Genomic DNA, 17,414 nt, shown 5'->3' on the forward strand with positions numbered 1-17,414 from the left:
GCCGCCCACCGCCACCAGCGTGGCGAACGTAAGTACTTGCTATAAATGGAAAAGCTGACCACTGCCGCCGAACATGGGTGGGTAAAGCGGGTTGTGTTAACGCTGTGCTTCAGCGCGGCGAACCAGACCGCGAGTCATACCCTGAAAGCCGCGCGCCAAGTGCTTGCCCAATAACAGGCGCACCAGCGGTGACAATGCGCCGCGCAGGATAAACACCGATTCATAGCGGCAGCTGTTGTTATCCAACGCGGTTAGGCGGTGCTGGCGCGAACTGGACAGCAAGCCCAGCGGCAATTGAATACCGTACTCCAGGTATTCAGCCGCCGTGTTCGCAAGGATAGTTTCGGTTTGCGAAATACAGCGCGAAGGCAGCAGTTGTACCTGCATGACGATAGGCTCGCCCACAACAAAGCTGGATTCGCAGGCCACGATAAACGGATTCCACTCGGCGTAGTGGGCGGTATCGAGTAGAACCTGCCAGACTTTTTCGGCCGGGGCCGCCACGGTTTCGGTAAAGCGAATTTCAAACATATTGCTGCCCTGGTTAACGACTATTCGGCCGCCACGGTGCACACATACACTGAGTTGGTGGACTCGGTATTTTGGAAGGGGTTGTAAAACGACACCACATGGGACGCCACGCTGGCGAATACGCTGCCGAGCAGCGCTTCAAATTCAGCGTCGGGCAGATTTTGCGACCACATGGCAAACACGCCACCGGGCTTGATCTGGCTAGCCATTAGGGAGAGGTTTTGCGTGGTATAAAAACCGGCGTTGGCGGCGTTGAGAAACTCCGACGGCGAGTGATCGATATCCAATAATATGGCGTCGAAACGCTTGCCGGGCACCGCCGGGTCAAAGCCAAGCTCGGGCTGAGTGGCCAGCTCAAAAAAGCTGCCCAGCACATAGTGGTTGCGGCTATCGGCGTTGAGTATTTTACCCAGCGGCACTTTTTCATCGCGGTGCCAGCCGATCACCGTGTCCAGCGCCTCCACGATAAACAACTCATCAATGCGCGCGTCTTCCAGGGCTTTAACGGCGGTGTAACCAAGGCCCAGGCCGCCCACCACCACGCTGAGGTTTTCGCCCTGCACAGCGGCTAAGCCCAGGGTCGACAGGGCTTCCTCGGCATCGTAAAACATGCTCGACATCAGAAACTCGTCGCCCAGCTTTACCTCGTAAATATCGCGCTCACCCAGTGCGGGAATGCGCCGCCGACGCAGGGAAATTTCACCCAGGGCAGAGTCCTGGCTGTCGATTTCTTCAAACATTAGCGACACGGTGATGCTTCCTTATTCAGTCTGTTGCGGTGCGCCGACCATCATACGCAATATTGGTCGCTACAGCTCGTCGCCTGAGGGCGCCAGACCATTGCCGCGGTAGCTTTGCTCGCTGTCGCCAATACGCACCAGGCTGTCGTGCAAATACGACAAATGCGGATGGCCGCCAAGCAGGGTCAACAGCGCCTGAGTATTGTTGTTTAGGTAGTACTCCATCCATGCCAGCGAGTAGTTCGCGGCAATTTCGCGTCCCCAGGTTGAGGTGGGCAGCAAGGGATAATTAGTGTGCTGCGCATGACTGGCTGCCTCGGCAACAATAAAGGCGCGGTCGCTGCTCAGGCTGTCGTAGAGCGGGCGCACCACGGCGGGGTTCACAAACGGCAGTGGCGCAATGGGGCCATCGTGATCGCCGGTTTGGATCATCACCGGTACCGGGCTGGCGGTGACCGACTCGAATACTGGCGCCGCCGCCACAACCGCGCGAACGCGAACCGGGTTGGGCTCGGCGGCATCGGCGGCCTCTTGTTCCTGCACGCGCAGCGCCGCAGCCGCGCCCATGCTATGGCCAATCACGCCCAGCCGGTCGGCATCCAACGCGGCGGCCACGGGAGAGTCTTCAAACAAGTAGCGAATGGCGTCTTGGGCATCGTGCAGATTATTGTCTGGGTCGGACTCGCCGGCATCATCCGAGCGGCCCTGGCCGCTGAAGTCGAAGGCGAACACCACATAGCCATTATCGGCGAACAGGCGGTGCCACCAACGATACATGGCGGTGTTGGTGTTTAAGCCCTGCAGGGCAACAATCACCGGGAACGGCCCCTGCGTAGGCGGTACCAAACCCTGTTTGGGCAGCACGATTTCGCCGTGCAGACGGGTGCCGTAGCGGTTATTAAATTCCACCGGCACCAGCGCCACATTGGGGTTTTCGTAAGGGTGACCGTACCAGTGGTAAGCGTGCTCAATGCGCGAGCCATCCTGCCCCTGTGCCAGGGTTGATCGCACCATGTGCTCGACAATCACCGGGTCGCTAATATCGTTAATGGTGTAGCCCAGGGCAACGGGGTCGAACAGGCGGGCGGCGACATCGCGTGGCAGGGCCGCTGACAGCAGCGACAAATTAGTGATCAATGGCGCCAATTCCTCGGGCGCAGCCGGGGGGTCTTCACCGGGTTGCGAGGCCGGCCACACCCGAAGGCTGTTGCCTGAACCTGCACTACCGCTATTACTACTACTGCTGCCACCGCAGGCTACAAGGGAAAGAATGAGTAAAGGAACAACCAAACCACGAAGAAGCTGTTTTTTCCAACACACGAGTTGGAAACACGTGTTGACAATACGGTAACTGGAGACGCTCATAGAAACTGCCAAGAAATGCACATGGAATTACACATTGTACACAACGCGGCGTAGTTATTGGGCATACCGAAAATGGAAAGCATCTCGCTGGCTTTCGATCAACATACGAAGAAGGGTAATTTCTCCCGACACCGAAGGGCGACATCAAGATAGCGCCCTATTTCACACGGACACTATCTAGGGTCGAAAAATACGTCTTTTAGATCAACTGTTTCATCCACTACCTTTAATGGATCCGCCGTTTTTCCCTCACTTAAAAATCGCTTGGCCAATAAAAATGCCTTAGGTTGGTTTATCGCATCCACAGCCAAAAGTGTATCGCCACTAAAATAGAAAGCAGCGAAGCTGCGACCACTTTTCGGATCACCACGTAAGACCACCTTGTCAAAACCAGCGCAAGATCCGGCAATCTGCAGTTTTACATCGTATTGATCAGACCAAAACCACGGCAAGGCACGATATGGCTGATACTTACCACATATTGTCCTTGCAGCAACCCTGGCCTGATCATTGGCATTTTGCACTGACTCCAAACGCAGGGTGGTTTTATAGATCGGATTGTAATGGAGGGTGCAATCACCCGCGGCAACGATATCCTCATCACTGGTTTGGGCAAACTCATCTACAACAATGCCATTGTCCACATCTAGTCCAGCCTCTTCTGCAAGCCCAGTCGCCGGGGAAACCCCTATACCAACCAATACCAGGTCGGCCGGAATGTAACTGCCATCGGCCAGTTGAACGCCGGTCACAGAGCCTTCCCCCGCGACTCTATCAATGGACACATCTGTGAGTACCCGAGTGCCCTCTTCGCGATGCACCCTGGCATAGAATTCGGAGATCTCTGGCGATGTCACTCGAGCCAGTACTCGCGGCAATGCCTCTAGTACTGTCACGTCCATGCCAACGGCCCTTAACGACGCTGCAGCCTCAAGGCCAATATAGCCACCACCGATAACGACCGCTGACCGCCCATTGCCAATATACTTACGAATTTCATGAACATCTTGAAGGTCACGCAGGTAACACACTCCCGGCAAATGAATGCCTGGAAGTTTAATTCTCCGTACGCTGGCACCGGTAGTTAAGGCCAGCTTGCTATATGACAGCTCACGCCCGTCTTCGAGAGCTATTTTTTTATCCACGCGGTCAATTTTTAGTACACGCGCCCCAAGCACCACATCAATGTCAGCCTTCTTATAAAAATCGGCTGGACGAATTAATATTTCGCTACCCTCTTTTTCACCATTCAAAGCACTCTTTGAAAGTGGCGGCCGATGATACGGCAGGGATTCTTCGGCGCTAATAAGAGATATTTTGCCAGACCAACCTTCCTGCCTTAGTGACGCAGCCAGGGTCGCACCCGCGTGGCTACCGCCAATAATCAAGCAATTATCTACAGACATAGGTACCCCCAATTTAAAAGCGATTGCCGGGCTTAGAGAGCAACACGATGACTACCACATATATCAATGAGACAGCTCCCAATAACGCGGGAAAGAAAGCCAGTGCACCTGACAGCGATGCCGCACCCAGCGCGTTGCTTTGCAGTGTAAGGCCATGATTCGGGGCGAACATGCCAAATACATAGAAGCAAAAATTCCCCCAAATGGCGATTGAGCATCCTAAAAATATTTTTCTGCTTGAATCGCCATCTACGCCCAACAATCTAACCGACGAGCCTATAGATATCGCCATTAATGCATTCATAAGCATTCCAGTATGTACCGTTCTCCAGCCCTCGGTCGTGCCAGGAATGTCAACGGGAATGTGTAAGGGAATCGGACTAAGCGAAACCCCACCTATCATTGAAAAAATTAGCGTAAACCCAGAAATTAAAGCGACTAGCAGCGCCCAAAAACCTTGCCGAACCAGCCGGCAGCTGTAAAAATCAGTCATGCCAACATCTCATTATTTACGCTTATTCAAAAAAATAATTCATTGATAGAAATTACGTTGACCAGAGCATCGGGGGGCAACAGTAGCTCAATAATGAACAAGGGGTCAGTTGCCGGAAGCGACTCACTAGCTGCAAGGTTTTGGTTTCCAAGGACTACCGCAACCAGCCCCTCGCTAATCCTCAGCGACTCATCAACACCTCTAATAACCGGTATGCCTCTGCCGTCAACAACAGGGAGGTCTTCCACCAAAACGAGGTCACTTAACACCGGGATATCGCGGCCAATAAACAACCCATCTACCTGGGACAAAACACCCACCGGTATTAAGGAGCCCAGCGAACCGCCACTGACGACAGGAATACCCATACTACTCGCAGAATTTGCTGAACTTAGTAAAAAAATTGTTATAAGCGTATAAATATAATTTTTTATTTTCATTTTTATAACCCTATTATCAAATCATAATAAATCGATTTTAGTAACGATATGTCATTTCTAAACCGTAGGTTGCCGGCGCGCCCTGTTGGTAATAATCGAACCCGAAACCAGCCTGCAGATTAATCGCGTAACTATCGTATTTAGTTTCAGTGATGTTTTTTCCCCAAATAGCAATAGTGTAGTCGTCATTGGAACTAAACCAGGTAAACCGCGCATTGTATATTGCGTAGGCATCCTGCTTTATATTTTCGTAGCCAATTTTGTCGTTGTAAGCGCTATACCATTGGTCGTCTTGGTAATTACCATTCAGATTCATACTCAGGTAGCCAGCGTTATTGCTGAATATTTCCCAATCGATTGATACGTTTGCGCTGATCTTGGGTGCTGAAATCAACTCATTACCAGAGAGATCCACAACATCATCGTCATCGTTAACCGTTTGCACGTTTGATAGTTCCAGTTCGGTATATTCCGTCTCAAGAATTCCCATACCTAGCTGGACGGTAAGCGCTTCCGTCATCGCGAAAAACATTTCAGATTCAAAGCCAATGATCTTAGAACCACCCGCGTTTTCAAGAAAGTTAGACACCCCGACTACGTTGATAAATTGTTGGTTGGTGTAGTCGTAGTAAAAGAACGCGCTATTGATGCGAGCGCGCCGATCCCAAAAGTCAGCTTTAATGCCTATTTCATAAGCATCCAGGAATTCAGGAGCGGCATAGGCGTCTTCAAATTCACGCTCTTCGTAATACACGCCAGCATTGAAGTTCCCCGCTCTGAAGCCTTTGCTATATGAGCCATATACCATCAGGGAATCATTCAGACGGTAGTCCATACCTATTTTTCCGGTCCATTCTTTTTCGTGAGCACTCAGCGGGGTCGCTGACTCCTCGGTGTAGGGACCGTGGGTATAGCCAGTTTGTGCCGTTAGCAAAAGGTCATTCACACTTATTTCTCCGGCGAGGAGCTCTTGTATCAACACCCCAGGCTCAAAGGGGCTTTGCCCCGCTACATTTGCTGGAATGAAGATATTATCAACACCCGTATTATTCCCTGGAACGTAGGTACCCCTGGGCGATCCGTCATAGCCCACGCGTGAGATATTTAAATAGGGGAGGTCTATCTTGTCGTCGGTATAGCGTACGCCGAAATCGATACCAAAGTCCGCGGTGACGTTCCAACGCATCTGCGAATAGAGTGCAAAGCTCTCTTTCTCAGTTTCCATTTTTTGGTCGAGCGCACCAAAATCCAGTAGATATGGATAGTAACCCCCAACCCCTGGGAAGGTAGCTGCTACACGCGTATCCGGCGGCGTTTCATACAATCGATAAACGTTGTTTAGCTGTTGATCTTCGAACTGGTAGTAAGCGCCCGCTATCAGATCAAAATCCTCTTTAAACGTCGTCGATATCCGTAGATCTTGGCTAAATGCCTGGGTAGCGACCGCCCAATCGATTTCGAGAAGCCCATCAGGACTACCATCTACATTTTGCTGTTGCGCATAATCATTGTCGGTGTAAGACGTAACCGAGGTAACCGTAAAGGCATCATGGATATAATCTATTTTATGCACGTACTGGTCTAAATTAACCACTAAAGCACCAGTGTAGTTATCCTCAACCTCGTAATAGTCTAAGCCCCTCGCAGGCCGGGAGTAGCCGGTATTGTCGATATATCCATTGTTAGGCTGATCGTAGACACCGACCCCAGACGTCTCTAACGCAGTCACCAATGCCGGATTATTTGCCAACCTGCCACGCGGTTCATTGCGACTGGGGCTACCCAAGGCGTCGTTTCTTGCCTTGGTATACTTGAAGACCATATTGATATGATCTGTCATATCATAGTTAAGTACTAGGCGCGCACCCTGGAAATCCTGCTGAGATAGATCAGGTCCGCCAAGCGCATTTTTATAATAGCCGTCGCGACGCGAATAAGAGTAAGCAAGCCTCGCAGCCAGCTTATTTTTGACTAACGTACCCTCTACACCGTAATCGCCTTTATGGCTGTTGTAGTTCCCAACTCCCTGCTTAGCATCGAAGTGAAGACCATCGTCGATCTGCGGAGTTTTCGTAACAATATTGATAGCTCCACCCGTAGTATTCTTGCCGTACAGTGTTCCTTGAGGACCGCGCAATACCTCCAACCGAGCTACGTCAAAAAAACTCATCCCATGGGTATACACGGCACCCATATATGCTTCGTCGTTATACACACCTATTGGGCTTGCTTGGTTTGAGCTGTAGTCCGACATGCTAACGCCGCGAACCGAAAAAATCGGCTGTACTTCTCCGTAAGGGCCACTAACTTGCATATTTGGCACCTGGGCCGATATGTCATTAGCGCTAGAAAATCCAAATTTTTCCAGTTGATTCTCCGACATACCGGTAATTGCGATTGGTGTGTCTTGCGTGCTCTCAGATTTTTTCTGAGCTGTAACAATCACCTCCTCGAGCATAGGAGCAGCGACTGCTGTACTCCCAACACTAAGCAGACCAATACTAATAGCACTGCCTAGCAATAACTTCCGCGACTCCATTATTATTATCTCCCGCAACTTTAGATATTATGATTTATAACCTCACGCAAGATACGCTTGTGCGTTTATGAATAGCCGCCATTATTATTCAAATCAGGTCAAGCTATTGCCCGTCACCAAAGGTACTTACACGATAACTACCAAAGCGGGCATCACCGCCATATCGGTAAATCACAATCCTCTGGACTCTTTAACGCTCAGTGTTTATATTCATTTCCCGCCATCCGCAGAAAAATAGACACGATAATAATGACGACAGCAACGCTCCTCCCTATCGATGGTTCAACCTTCTCTATCTCCTTACTGGACTTAGGAGAAAATTTTTTTGAACACAGAAAAGTAGATGTAAAAAATTTATACGACCGCTGCGAGATCACAGCCGATCAGATTAACCGTAGCGATAGCTATATTTCAGGCTGGCAACTACGCGAGATGCTCCGCAGCTGTCGAGACATCGCCATTCCGGGCCAACCACTTTCCGTCTTACTTTCGGAGTTTGCGCCGATAACGGTACCTGGCGGTATGTTTGGATTAGCATCCTTCACAGCCAAAACAGTGGATCAGGCACTGAAATTAATGGTTGACTACTCACATACCGTAATGCCCGCATATCACTTCGAAAGAATTGATAGCGGCGGAAAGTGCCACATAGTTATGCGTCCGGTCATCGATTTTGGTGATGTACAGCATTACTTAGATGAGGTTGTTGCAGGCTATTTTTTAAACCTGCGATATTTTTGTAATTTGCCTTTGCCTGCCCCAAGAATTCATCTGACTCATTGCATTGAAAATGATATTTCCCGGTATGAATATCATTTCAAAGCGACCTTTGCTTTCTCAAAGCGCATTATTGAGGTAATTTTCGACAACCATCATCTAATTCAACACCTTCACACCCATAACCAATCCACGTTTGAGCAGGTCTACGCTAGTTTAAAAACCGCTACCCCACCGTCCACGACGTCATTATCCAGTAAAGTAAAAAACCTTCTTCGGCAACGACTCACTAAGGGCTTATCGATACATATCGCTCCTATTGCCGAACAAATGCATTATTCAGAGCGCACGCTCGCGCGCCACCTACAGAGCGAAAACACATCATTTCTTGAATTAAAACAACAAGTTTCGATCGAACATGCGAAGTTTTTACTAGCCAGCACCGACGATCCAATTTGTAAAATATCGCACGCTTGTGGCTATAACAGCGACTCCAATTTTTCACGCGCCTTCAAAAATTTTACCGGCAAAACACCCAAGAGATTTCGTCAAGATCAATAGGCTTAAAACCGTTGATATTGCCTGCTCTCCTCCTTATATATTTCAAATACTTTATCCGTAGTCCAAATCGGCGCACAATTTTTCGTTCCATCCAGATAATTTCTCTCCTTGAGTTCCAACAGGCTGTGCATGCTGTCGTCTTATGAACAGGAATGGACTGAAAATGACAAGTCGTTCCAACCTATATTTCTTTCGACAATATCAGCATTACCCAAAATAAGGAGAACGACGTTGATTGAACTCACTTTCATTGAACATAACGGCGAAGTACATAACGTACGCGCTGCACCTGGTACCAATCTAATGCAGGCTGCGCTGGATAACAACGTCCCAGGTATTGATGCTGATTGTGGTGGTAGCTGTGCCTGCGGCACATGCCACGTTTTCATCGATACTAGCTGGATGGACAAAGCCGGCAAGCCCAGCGAATCGGAGTGTGCAATGCTGGAAATGACCCCAGAAAAAAACGAAATGTCCAGGTTAGCTTGCCAAATAACTGTTGAGACGCCTTTAAACGGATTGGTTGTAAAACTTCCAGAATTTCAGATGTAGCTCATCAGGAGATAGTAATGGCAAATCAGCTAGACCCACAAAATAATACCTTGCCGGATGCGACCAGTGTTCCCTTAGATAGAATCGATCTCAGCGATCCGCGTCTTTATTCACAACACAGGTGGCCGGAATACTTCCGGCGCGTTCGTGACGAAGATCCTGTGCACTTTCTAGAGGACAGTCCATTCGGTCCCTTTTGGTCTATTACTCGTTTTGAGGATATCGTTGCCGTAGACACCAATCATGAGGTTTTCTCTGCTGAACCTTTTATTATGATCGGTGACCCGGAGCCCGACCTCCCGCTAGAAAATTTTATTGCGATGGACCCGCCAAAACACGACGTTCAGCGCGCAGCGGTTCAACCAGTCGTGGCGCCGCGGAATTTATCGGCAATGGAGGGCCTCATTCGCGAAAGAATCGGCGTGATCTTAGATAATCTGCCGCTCAATGAAAGCTTTGACTGGGTATCTCGAGTTTCCGTCGAGCTAACCTCGCAAATGCTGGCAACGATTTTTGACTTTCCTTATGAAGATCGTCATAAGTTGCCGTATTGGTCTGATATTGCCACAGGCGCCCCCGAACTGTCGGGAGGCACCGCCGATAAAGAAGAGAGGAATGCGGCACTCCAAGATATGGCAGAAACGTTTTCGAAAATGTGGTTTCAGAAAGCGGCGCTAAGAGAAGCCGGACATGAACCCACCTTCGATTTAATTAGCTTAATGGAAGCTAATGCCGACACCAGAGATATGATCAATCGCCCTGCTGAGTTTCTTGGCAATTTAGGCCTGTTAATCGTCGGCGGCAATGATACAACTCGCAATTCGATCACAGGTAGTGTTCTAGCCATGAACATGTTTCCAGGTGAGCTCGAGAAACTTAAGCATAATCCGGATCTAATCCCCAGCATGGTTTCCGAGATTATTCGTTGGCAGACCCCCTTGTCCTATATGCGCCGCATAGCTAAATCTGACTTCAACCTCAATGGCAAATTGATCAAGAAAGGCGACAAGGTCGTTATGTGGTATATCTCCGGAAACCGCGATGAAAGAGTGATCGACAATCCTGATAAGGTAATTATTGATCGGCCTCGAGTGCGTCAACACCTATCATTTGGTATGGGAATTCACCGCTGTATGGGTAATCGGCTTGGCGAGATGCAGCTTCGAATTACCTGGGAAGAGATACTCAAGCGATTCGATAATATAGAAGTTCTTAAACAGCCAGAGAGAGTACATTCAAATTTTGTGAATGGTTATGTAAATATGCAAGTTAAAGTGATTCCTAAAGCCTCGTAATTATTATAACTAATCACCCTCCCCTTACGCCTCTATGTGATCGGATCTGGCACGCTTATTATCACACAGGATTTTTCCTGAGAGGCTTTTTTACTATTTTGGCCGATATTATGAATAAGTTCGATTATGACTATATTATCGTCGGTTCGGGTTTTGGTGGCAGTGTTAGCGCATATAGATTAAGCGAAAAAGGCTATAGTGTACTGGTCATCGAACAAGGAAAGCGATGGACTCCCGAGAATTTACCGTCGACGAACTGGAAAATTTGGTCTTACCTTTGGCAACCAATACTAGGTTTGCACGGCTTTCTCCGGCTTCGTCTTTTTAAACATGTGATGGTCCTTCATGGCAATGCCGTAGGTGGAGGCTCTATCACCTATGCCCAAACTCTGCTTGTTCCCCCCGATTCAGTTTGGAATGATGGTGGCTGGTCGTCTCTTGATGATTGGCAGAATATCATGCCAGCGTACTATGCCATGGCCAAGAAAATGTTAGGCGTCACGCGCAATGAACGCGGAGCGGCGGCGGATGAAAAACTTCGGCAGATGGCAAAGGCGGCAGACGTAGAAGATAGCTTTTACTATACCGATGTTGGCGTTTTCTTCGGAGAAAAGCACGACGCACCTGGCACTGAATATAGCGACCCTTATTTTGGCGGCAAGGGGCCCTCTCGCAATTCCTGTATCGGTTGCGGTGGTTGTATGGTGGGCTGCCATTATAATGCGAAAAACAGCTTAGACAAAAACTACTTATACCTGGCTGAACATAATGGCGTTCAGTTGCTTCCTGAAACGCGTGTTGTGGATGTATCACCACTGGGCACCTCCGGTGACGGTGAAGAGGGCTATCGTGTAAAGACGGTTAACAGCTTTGCTTTTTTTTCAAAAAAACCGAAATTCTATACTGCGCGATCGGTAATTTTTTCAGCCTCATCCCTAGGTACGCAAAGCTTGTTATTTGATCTTAAAGACAAGGGCTCGCTACCGAATATTTCCTCTGACCTAGGTAATCGCGTTCGTACTAACTCAGAATCAATATTAGGAATTCGTTATCCCGGTACAGATGAGGACTTGTCAAAAGGTATCGCTATAGGTTCAGGTATCCACATAGATAAGAATACCCATATTGAAGCAGTTCGCTATCCCGACGGCTCCAACTTACTAAGCGGGCTTTTCACCGTATTGACTGGTGGCCGACCCGGTGTTGTGCGAATTCTATATTGGCTCAAAGCAATAATAAAACTACTATGCACCCAGCCTATCAGTGGCTTGCGAAGTCTACTTCCATGGCGATTTTCACGAGAGACCGTGATCTTTCTGGTTATGCAAACCATCGAAGGGCATATCAACATGCGCTGGAAACGTCGCTGGTATTGGCCCTTTTCTAAGAGCCTTAATAGTGAGGGGAAGCCTATCCCTACATTTATTCCGGAAGCCAATGATTTCACCGGCAAAGTCGCTCAGGCTACAGGGGGCATCGGACTAAGCTCATTATCGGAAATTGCATTTAACGTTCCTACGACCGCACATTGTATGGGCGGATGCGCCATGTCTGACTCACCCGAGACCGGCGTGATCGATGCAAAAAACCGCGTTTTTAATTATAAAAACCTCTACATCATCGACGGCTCTATGCTGTCCGCCAATCTAGGCGTCAACCCTAGTCTGACCATTACCGCTCTGGCAGAACGTGCCATGAGCTTCATTCCTAACAAAGTACAGTAGATTAAGAGGTGAAATATTTTTATTTAACCAAAGCGAAAGCTAAGTTTATAAACGCAACGGATATGGTGGAGATTACCCGACTGTTCTCTTGGTTCGCAATGCTATGGCTGGCTAACCGGCCAGTCATATAAAAGGGGCGGCCCAGGCCGCCCTTATCGCTATCCTTACAGCCCCAGCTCGCTCAAGCCCGGGTGATCATCAGGGCGACGGCCCAGCGGCCAGTGGAACTTGCGCTCGGCCTCGCTAATCGCCATGTCATTAATGCTGGCGTGGCGGTAGGCCATCAGGCCGCGCTCGTCGAACTGCCAGTTTTCATTGCCGTAGGAGCGATACCACTGACCGCCGTCGTCGCGCCATTCGTAGGCAAAGCGCACGGCAATGCGGTTGCCGCTGTGGGCCCACACTTCTTTAATCAGGCGATATTCCTGCTCGCGCTGCCATTTGTTAGCTAAGAACGCGATGATTTCTGCGCGGCCCACCGGAAAGTCGGCGCGGTTTCGCCATTGAGAATCTTCAGTGTAGGCCAGCGCTATAGCCTCGGGGTTACGGCTGTTCCAGGCATCTTCTGCCTTGCGGGTTTTCACTACCGCTTCTTCGTAGCTAAACGGGGGCAGCGGTGGGCGAGTATTGGGGTCGGTCATCATCATTTCCTTGTGCTTGGCTATTAGGGTTGGCATTTACTGTTGGTTGGGGTTTACGCCGAGTTCGCGCAAGCGCTGCTCGACCATGCGCTCAATATCCGCGTCGGTATAACGGGGGGTAATGTGCTGGGGGCAGTTCCAGTCAAAGGCGGCAATGTGTATCAGCACCCCGCGCTCAATGCGGGCGCGGTAGTTCGGGTCCAGCAAGGCCTGTAAGCGCGCATCATCTGGGTCGACAAACTCCAGCCGCCCCGCCACTTTCAGCCGGCGGCGATTTGGGTAGTCCATCAAAAACAGCGACACGCGATTATTACTATGCACGTTGCCAGCACTGATGTATTGGCGATTGCCACGGTAGTCGGCAAAGCCCAGCGTCGCCGCGTTCAACACTTTGATAAACCCCAGCGGGCCACCGCGATGCTGCACATAGGGCCAGCCCGACTCGCTAACGCTGGCCATATACAGGCTGTCGCGCTGACGAATAAATTGCGCCTCCTTGTCGCTGAGCAAATAGTTGTAGTCCTCGCCCTGCTCCATTCGCGCATAGGTGTCGCGGCTGCGGCCCCGGCTTTGCAGCGCTTTGGCGGCGGGGCTAAACATTAGCTTGGCGTAGCGGTGTCCCATGGTGCTGCCTCCGGTGGCCCCTTGCCCTCGACTGCCAAGGGGCCGTGGCTGGATAAACGCTTAGGCAGCGCCTCGGCTCAGACTCAGTTCTACCGTGGGAAAGTCGATCTCCACCTCGCTGGCCTTGCCGATGAAGTTGGTCAGAATGTTCATGCCAACGTGGGTGATAATCTCCACCACCTCCGCGTCGCTGTAGCCTGCGCTGTGCAGCTCGGCGATCTCGGCGGCGGTGACACTGCCACTGTGTTCGACCAGCGTATTGGCAAACTTCACTGCCACCGCGGCTTTGGCATCCTGGCTGCCACCGGCGCGATTGGCGGCAATTTCGTCGCCGTTCAAACCGGCCTTGCGACCGATGGCCGTGTGCGCCGACACGCAGTACTGGCAGGCATTTTGTTGGGCCACCGCCAGAGCGATGCGCTCGCGAGTAACCGGCGACAACTCGCCCTCACCGGCAATACCGTGCAGGCCGAGAAAGGCGCGCAGCGCCGCTGGGGAATTGGCAAAGACTTTCAGAAAATTTGGCACCATGCCCAGCTTTTGTTGAATCGCATCGAGCAACTCCTGCTGCTCGGCACTGGCGTTGTCATGGTCGATAATAGGTAAACGGCTCATCGTGGCATCCTCAAGTAAGTGGTTTGGTGCAGCTACCGCCGTAACTGCCCGACACCGCTACCTTGCCGAATTTCACACAGAAGAAGAATCCGCGTACATTGCAATTCATTATTACTTTAATCGGAATAATAGCGCGCGAGCTTATGGATAAATTTCACTTGCTTAAGGTGTATGTGGCCGTTGCCGAGGCCGAGGGCTTTGCCGCCGCCGCGCGGCGTTTGGAGCTGTCGCCCCCCGCCGTTACCCGCGCCATTGCCGCACTTGAAGATAACCTTGGCGTAAAGCTGTTGCAGCGCAGCACCCGCTACGTGCGCACGACCGATATCGGCAGGCGTTATCTGGACGATGCCAAACGGATTCTTGCCGAACTGGAGGCCGCCGACCACACCGCAAGCGGGATCAACACCGAGCCCCAGGGCCAGCTTACCGTCACCGCGCCCGTGCTGTTTGGGCGGCGCTTTATTACGCCCAGTATTGTTCGTTACCTGGAGCGCTATCCCAAAACCACGGTAAATGCGGTGTTTCTCGACCGCGTTGTTAACCTGCTGGAAGAAGGGATTGATGTCGGCATACGCATAGGCGAACTGCCGGATTCGTCGCTGCGCGGCCGCAAAGTCGGCAGCGTGCGTATGGTGGTCTGCGCCTCGCCGGACTACTTGCAGCGCTGCGGCCGCCCACAACGCCCGGACGATTTGCGCAAGCACAGCTTGATCGCCTCACTGGCGGTTGGTGAAAACCAGCACTGGCACTTTCAAGCGCCGAACAAAGCCCGCGCGCAACAGCGCATTACTATTGCGCCGCGACTCACCGTCACAACGAATGATGCCGCCGTTGAAGCGGCCGTGAATGGTTTGGGGATTACCCGCGTATTGTCCTACCAAGTGGCCGACGAGGTCGCGGCAGGCAAGCTGGAAATACTGATGGAAGACTATCAACCGGCCGCCAAACCGATCACCATTCTCCACCGGGAAGATCGCAATCCAGCGGTAAAGGTTCGCGCCTTTATTGACATGTTAGCTAAAGAACTTGCAGGCCATTCAGCTCTGCATTAACGCGCTCGACCTTGTCTTCGTAGCGGCTGCAAGGCAATGATATTTCCGGCCAGCATTAATGTACCGCCCAATAGTATTGCCCAGTCAAAAGCCTCGGCGTACAGCACCACACCCAACAGCGCGATCAATGGCAGACGCAAAAAGTCCAGCGTGACCACCACACTTACCTCGGCATAGTGCATGGCCTTACTCATGCAAAAATGTGCCGACAAGGCCATAAGGCCTATCAGCAATAGCCACCCCCACTGCTCGGAGTCAGGCCACTGCCAGTGGGCAATCGACAGGGCAAAACCAATGGGTAACTGCACCAAACACATATAAAAAATAATCGTGAACGGCGAGTCGGCACCGCCGAGTGCTTTCGTGCAGGTGTGAGAAACGGCGTAGCCAATGGCCGCCGCCAACACAATAAGCGACGCGCTATCGACAATGCTGTAGCCCGGCTGAACAATCGCCAACACACCCAGCAGGCCCATGACTATCGCCAATAATTTTCGGCGCGTTATCGCCTCGTTTAAGGCAACGGCAGCAATCAGCATCGTCCAAAACGGCACGGTAAATTCCAGCGCAAACACCTCGGCCAATGGCAGTAAACCAATGCCGACAAACCAACCGTACTGGCCGCCAAAGTGAAAAACATTGCGCAGCACATGCAAGCCCGGGCGCTGACTGCGCAGCCGCAGCGATGATGACGCTAAGTGATTTGAGCGGGAAAACCTGGCCACCAGCATAATCAGTAACAAACACAGCAAACCGATAGCGCTGCGAAAAAACAGCTGCTGGTGTACGGCAATTTCGCCGCTCAGCTCACGCGCCGATATCGCCATTGTGCTGAACGACGCCAAGGCGCCAGCCATCCAGGCCGCCGCGCGGGGCGTTTGTTGATGATGAAATGCGTCCACTGCCGTCTTTGCGTCCTTAGGTTAGCGGGGCAGTATATCGCGCTATTGCCGCAAGCTCTTCCTTACTCAACAAACGGCTTTCACCCAGGGCTAAGTCCGCCAAGGCTACCGGCCCCACCGACTCGCGATGCAGTACCAACACCTCGTTATCAAAAGCGCCGAACATCCGCTTCACCTGGTGGTACTTACCCTCGGTAAGCGTTAGCCGCGCCGTAGTGGCCGACAGAATCTGTAACTGCGCGGGCTGGGTGGTAATGCCCTCATAGGCAAAATAAACACCGCGCTGAAAGGCGTCGATATAGTCCTGGGAGAGCGGCGTGGCCACCTCCACCCAATACACCTTGGCGAGCTTCGTTTCCGGCAAACTGATACGCCGCGACCAGCCGCCGTCATTACTAAGCAACACCAAACCCGTGGTATTAAAATCCAAGCGACCGACGATATGCAGCTCCGCCTTGCGCGGGTGATCCAATAAATCAATCACTGTGCGATGGGAATCATCCTTCGTCGCGCTCACCACGCCCTTCGGCTTATTCAAGGCAATGTACAACGGCGTGTCTGCTTGCAGGCACAGCCCGTCCACCTCAACGCGACTAAAGCGATCAATACGTTGGTTAATCGACTGCGCCAGCTCCCCATCCACCACAATGCGCCCCTGCGCCAATAACAGCCGCGTATCCGACATTGCGAAGGCAGTATGCTGGCGGATAAAACGGTCGAGGCGAGTCGTGTTGGCAGTCATTCACTTATTATGGAGGTAGATGGAGTTAGGTACACGCGTCTGCGAGAGCCGCGCGAATGTATATTATTGAACTTACGGAAATGAGATAGGCGGGTGCTAAAAACTTCACCCTATTTACGCGTGTAGTGGTCAAGTAAAACTGGCCACGGGTTTATAAGTTTTCCAGTACATACTTTCTGCCACATTTGGCGGCAGGTCATCGTTGTGTCGATGCGGCCTGATTCCGCTGTAGTAGCCAATCACATAATCCGTGATCGACTGCTTCGCTTCAGCAAAAGAGCGGTATCCCGTTTCCGGTACCCACTCGGTTTTCAGGCTGCGGAAGAACCGTTCCATTGGTGCATTATCCCAGCAGTTACCCCGTCGACTCATGCTCTGCTTTATCTGGTAGCGCCACAAGTGTTGCCGGAAGCGCAGGCTGCTGTATTGAACGCCTTGATCTGAATGGAACAACAAGCCATTAGGCCTTCCTCTC

Annotated in this window: 18 protein-coding genes; 5 read left to right on the plus strand and 13 right to left on the minus strand. The window is 51.1% G+C overall.

Annotated elements, in window-relative coordinates; all coding sequences use genetic code 11:
• Positions 1-96 precede the first annotated feature (96 nt).
• The 7 genes from H573_RS0114985 to H573_RS0115015 form a co-directional block, all read right to left on the minus strand.
• Positions 97-531 carry an SRPBCC domain-containing protein gene (locus tag H573_RS0114985; protein WP_036256989.1) on the minus strand — a complete coding sequence of 145 codons (435 nt, stop codon included), beginning with the start codon at positions 529-531 and terminating at the stop codon, positions 97-99.
• A 20-nt stretch (positions 532-551) separates the two neighbouring features.
• Positions 552-1,271 carry a spermidine synthase gene (locus H573_RS0114990; RefSeq protein ID WP_234701882.1) on the minus strand — a complete coding sequence of 240 codons (720 nt, stop codon included), beginning with the start codon at positions 1,269-1,271 and terminating at the stop codon, positions 552-554.
• A gap of 69 nt (positions 1,272-1,340) precedes the next feature.
• Entirely contained in the window at positions 1,341-2,636 is a 1,296-nt protein-coding gene (locus tag H573_RS0114995; RefSeq protein WP_051171357.1) for an alpha/beta hydrolase, read from the minus strand.
• Positions 2,637-2,809: 173 nt separating this feature from the next.
• Positions 2,810-4,042: an NAD(P)/FAD-dependent oxidoreductase gene (locus H573_RS0115000; RefSeq protein ID WP_027874986.1), complete on the minus strand. Its 1,233-nt coding sequence runs from the start codon at positions 4,040-4,042 to the stop codon at positions 2,810-2,812.
• A 13-nt stretch (positions 4,043-4,055) separates the two neighbouring features.
• The gene (locus tag H573_RS18495) at positions 4,056-4,535 is read right to left on the minus strand and encodes a styrene oxide isomerase (protein WP_036256990.1); all 480 of its coding nucleotides are present in this window, start codon (positions 4,533-4,535) and stop codon (positions 4,056-4,058) included.
• Positions 4,536-4,561: 26 nt separating this feature from the next.
• A complete protein-coding gene (locus tag H573_RS0115010; protein WP_027874987.1) occupies positions 4,562-4,975 on the minus strand; it encodes a hypothetical protein in 414 nt (137 codons plus the stop codon).
• A 37-nt stretch (positions 4,976-5,012) separates the two neighbouring features.
• Positions 5,013-7,514, minus strand: a complete 2,502-nt coding sequence (locus H573_RS0115015) for a TonB-dependent receptor (protein WP_084498107.1) — start codon at positions 7,512-7,514, stop codon at positions 5,013-5,015.
• A 249-nt stretch (positions 7,515-7,763) separates the two neighbouring features.
• On the opposite strand from H573_RS0115015, the gene H573_RS19185 reads away from it, so the two are divergent.
• The 4 genes from H573_RS19185 to H573_RS0115035 all read left to right on the plus strand — a co-directional run bounded on the left by H573_RS19185 (position 7,764) and on the right by H573_RS0115035 (position 12,363).
• Entirely contained in the window at positions 7,764-8,792 is a 1,029-nt protein-coding gene (locus H573_RS19185; protein ID WP_027874989.1) for a helix-turn-helix transcriptional regulator, read from the plus strand.
• 231 nt (positions 8,793-9,023) lie between these two features.
• Complete coding sequence (locus tag H573_RS0115025; RefSeq protein ID WP_027874990.1) at positions 9,024-9,344, plus strand: 2Fe-2S iron-sulfur cluster-binding protein; 321 nt, start codon at positions 9,024-9,026, stop codon at positions 9,342-9,344.
• A 17-nt stretch (positions 9,345-9,361) separates the two neighbouring features.
• Positions 9,362-10,639, plus strand: a complete 1,278-nt coding sequence (locus tag H573_RS0115030; protein ID WP_051171358.1) for a cytochrome P450 — start codon at positions 9,362-9,364, stop codon at positions 10,637-10,639.
• A gap of 110 nt (positions 10,640-10,749) precedes the next feature.
• Positions 10,750-12,363 carry a GMC family oxidoreductase gene (locus H573_RS0115035; protein WP_036257001.1) on the plus strand — a complete coding sequence of 538 codons (1,614 nt, stop codon included), beginning with the start codon at positions 10,750-10,752 and terminating at the stop codon, positions 12,361-12,363.
• A gap of 164 nt (positions 12,364-12,527) precedes the next feature.
• On the opposite strand, the gene H573_RS0115040 is transcribed toward H573_RS0115035, so the two are convergent.
• From H573_RS0115040 to H573_RS0115050, 3 genes are read right to left on the minus strand one after another with little or no spacing between them, the layout of a single operon-like run.
• A complete protein-coding gene (locus H573_RS0115040; protein ID WP_027874993.1) occupies positions 12,528-13,004 on the minus strand; it encodes a nuclear transport factor 2 family protein in 477 nt (158 codons plus the stop codon).
• Positions 13,005-13,040: 36 nt separating this feature from the next.
• Entirely contained in the window at positions 13,041-13,628 is a 588-nt protein-coding gene (locus tag H573_RS18505; protein WP_051171359.1) for a pyridoxamine 5'-phosphate oxidase family protein, read from the minus strand.
• A 60-nt stretch (positions 13,629-13,688) separates the two neighbouring features.
• Positions 13,689-14,243, minus strand: a complete 555-nt coding sequence (locus tag H573_RS0115050; RefSeq protein WP_027874994.1) for a carboxymuconolactone decarboxylase family protein — start codon at positions 14,241-14,243, stop codon at positions 13,689-13,691.
• A 143-nt stretch (positions 14,244-14,386) separates the two neighbouring features.
• On the opposite strand from H573_RS0115050, the gene H573_RS0115055 reads away from it, so the two are divergent.
• Entirely contained in the window at positions 14,387-15,295 is a 909-nt protein-coding gene (locus tag H573_RS0115055; protein WP_027874995.1) for a LysR substrate-binding domain-containing protein, read from the plus strand.
• Here H573_RS0115055 and H573_RS0115060 read toward each other — a convergent pair.
• The 3 genes from H573_RS0115060 to H573_RS19410 all read right to left on the minus strand — a co-directional run.
• Positions 15,292-16,197, minus strand: a complete 906-nt coding sequence (locus H573_RS0115060; protein WP_234701880.1) for a DMT family transporter — start codon at positions 16,195-16,197, stop codon at positions 15,292-15,294. The two genes, H573_RS0115055 and H573_RS0115060, sit on opposite strands and share 4 nt — an antisense overlap.
• A gap of 16 nt (positions 16,198-16,213) precedes the next feature.
• Positions 16,214-16,939 carry a pseudouridine synthase gene (locus tag H573_RS0115065; RefSeq protein ID WP_027874997.1) on the minus strand — a complete coding sequence of 242 codons (726 nt, stop codon included), beginning with the start codon at positions 16,937-16,939 and terminating at the stop codon, positions 16,214-16,216.
• A gap of 129 nt (positions 16,940-17,068) precedes the next feature.
• Positions 17,069-17,414: integrase core domain-containing protein (locus H573_RS19410; RefSeq protein WP_154653922.1), on the minus strand; the 346-nt coding region annotated here is incomplete at its 5' end.

This window comes from Neomelitea salexigens DSM 19753 (genome assembly GCF_000422345.1).
Taxonomy (GTDB): Bacteria; Pseudomonadota; Gammaproteobacteria; order Pseudomonadales; family Spongiibacteraceae; genus Spongiibacter; species Spongiibacter marinus_A.

Excerpts from the sequence above, each read along its gene's own strand:
- H573_RS0114985 (WP_036256989.1), bottom strand. The coding sequence starts at position 531 with ATGTTTGAAATTCGCTTTACCGAAACCGTGGCGGCCCCGGCCGAAAAA.
- H573_RS0114990 (WP_234701882.1), bottom strand. The coding sequence starts at position 1,271 with ATGTTTGAAGAAATCGACAGCCAGGACTCTGCCCTGGGTGAAATTTCC.
- H573_RS0114995 (WP_051171357.1), bottom strand. The coding sequence starts at position 2,636 with ATGAGCGTCTCCAGTTACCGTATTGTCAACACGTGTTTCCAACTCGTG.
- H573_RS0115000 (WP_027874986.1), bottom strand. The coding sequence starts at position 4,042 with ATGTCTGTAGATAATTGCTTGATTATTGGCGGTAGCCACGCGGGTGCG.
- H573_RS18495 (WP_036256990.1), bottom strand. The coding sequence starts at position 4,535 with ATGACTGATTTTTACAGCTGCCGGCTGGTTCGGCAAGGTTTTTGGGCG.
- H573_RS0115010 (WP_027874987.1), bottom strand. The coding sequence starts at position 4,975 with ATGAAAATAAAAAATTATATTTATACGCTTATAACAATTTTTTTACTA.
- H573_RS0115015 (WP_084498107.1), bottom strand. The coding sequence starts at position 7,514 with ATGGAGTCGCGGAAGTTATTGCTAGGCAGTGCTATTAGTATTGGTCTG.
- H573_RS19185 (WP_027874989.1), top strand. The coding sequence starts at position 7,764 with ATGACGACAGCAACGCTCCTCCCTATCGATGGTTCAACCTTCTCTATC.
- H573_RS0115030 (WP_051171358.1), top strand. The coding sequence starts at position 9,362 with ATGGCAAATCAGCTAGACCCACAAAATAATACCTTGCCGGATGCGACC.
- H573_RS0115035 (WP_036257001.1), top strand. The coding sequence starts at position 10,750 with ATGAATAAGTTCGATTATGACTATATTATCGTCGGTTCGGGTTTTGGT.
- H573_RS0115040 (WP_027874993.1), bottom strand. The coding sequence starts at position 13,004 with ATGACCGACCCCAATACTCGCCCACCGCTGCCCCCGTTTAGCTACGAA.
- H573_RS18505 (WP_051171359.1), bottom strand. The coding sequence starts at position 13,628 with ATGGGACACCGCTACGCCAAGCTAATGTTTAGCCCCGCCGCCAAAGCG.
- H573_RS0115050 (WP_027874994.1), bottom strand. The coding sequence starts at position 14,243 with ATGAGCCGTTTACCTATTATCGACCATGACAACGCCAGTGCCGAGCAG.
- H573_RS0115055 (WP_027874995.1), top strand. The coding sequence starts at position 14,387 with ATGGATAAATTTCACTTGCTTAAGGTGTATGTGGCCGTTGCCGAGGCC.
- H573_RS0115065 (WP_027874997.1), bottom strand. The coding sequence starts at position 16,939 with ATGACTGCCAACACGACTCGCCTCGACCGTTTTATCCGCCAGCATACT.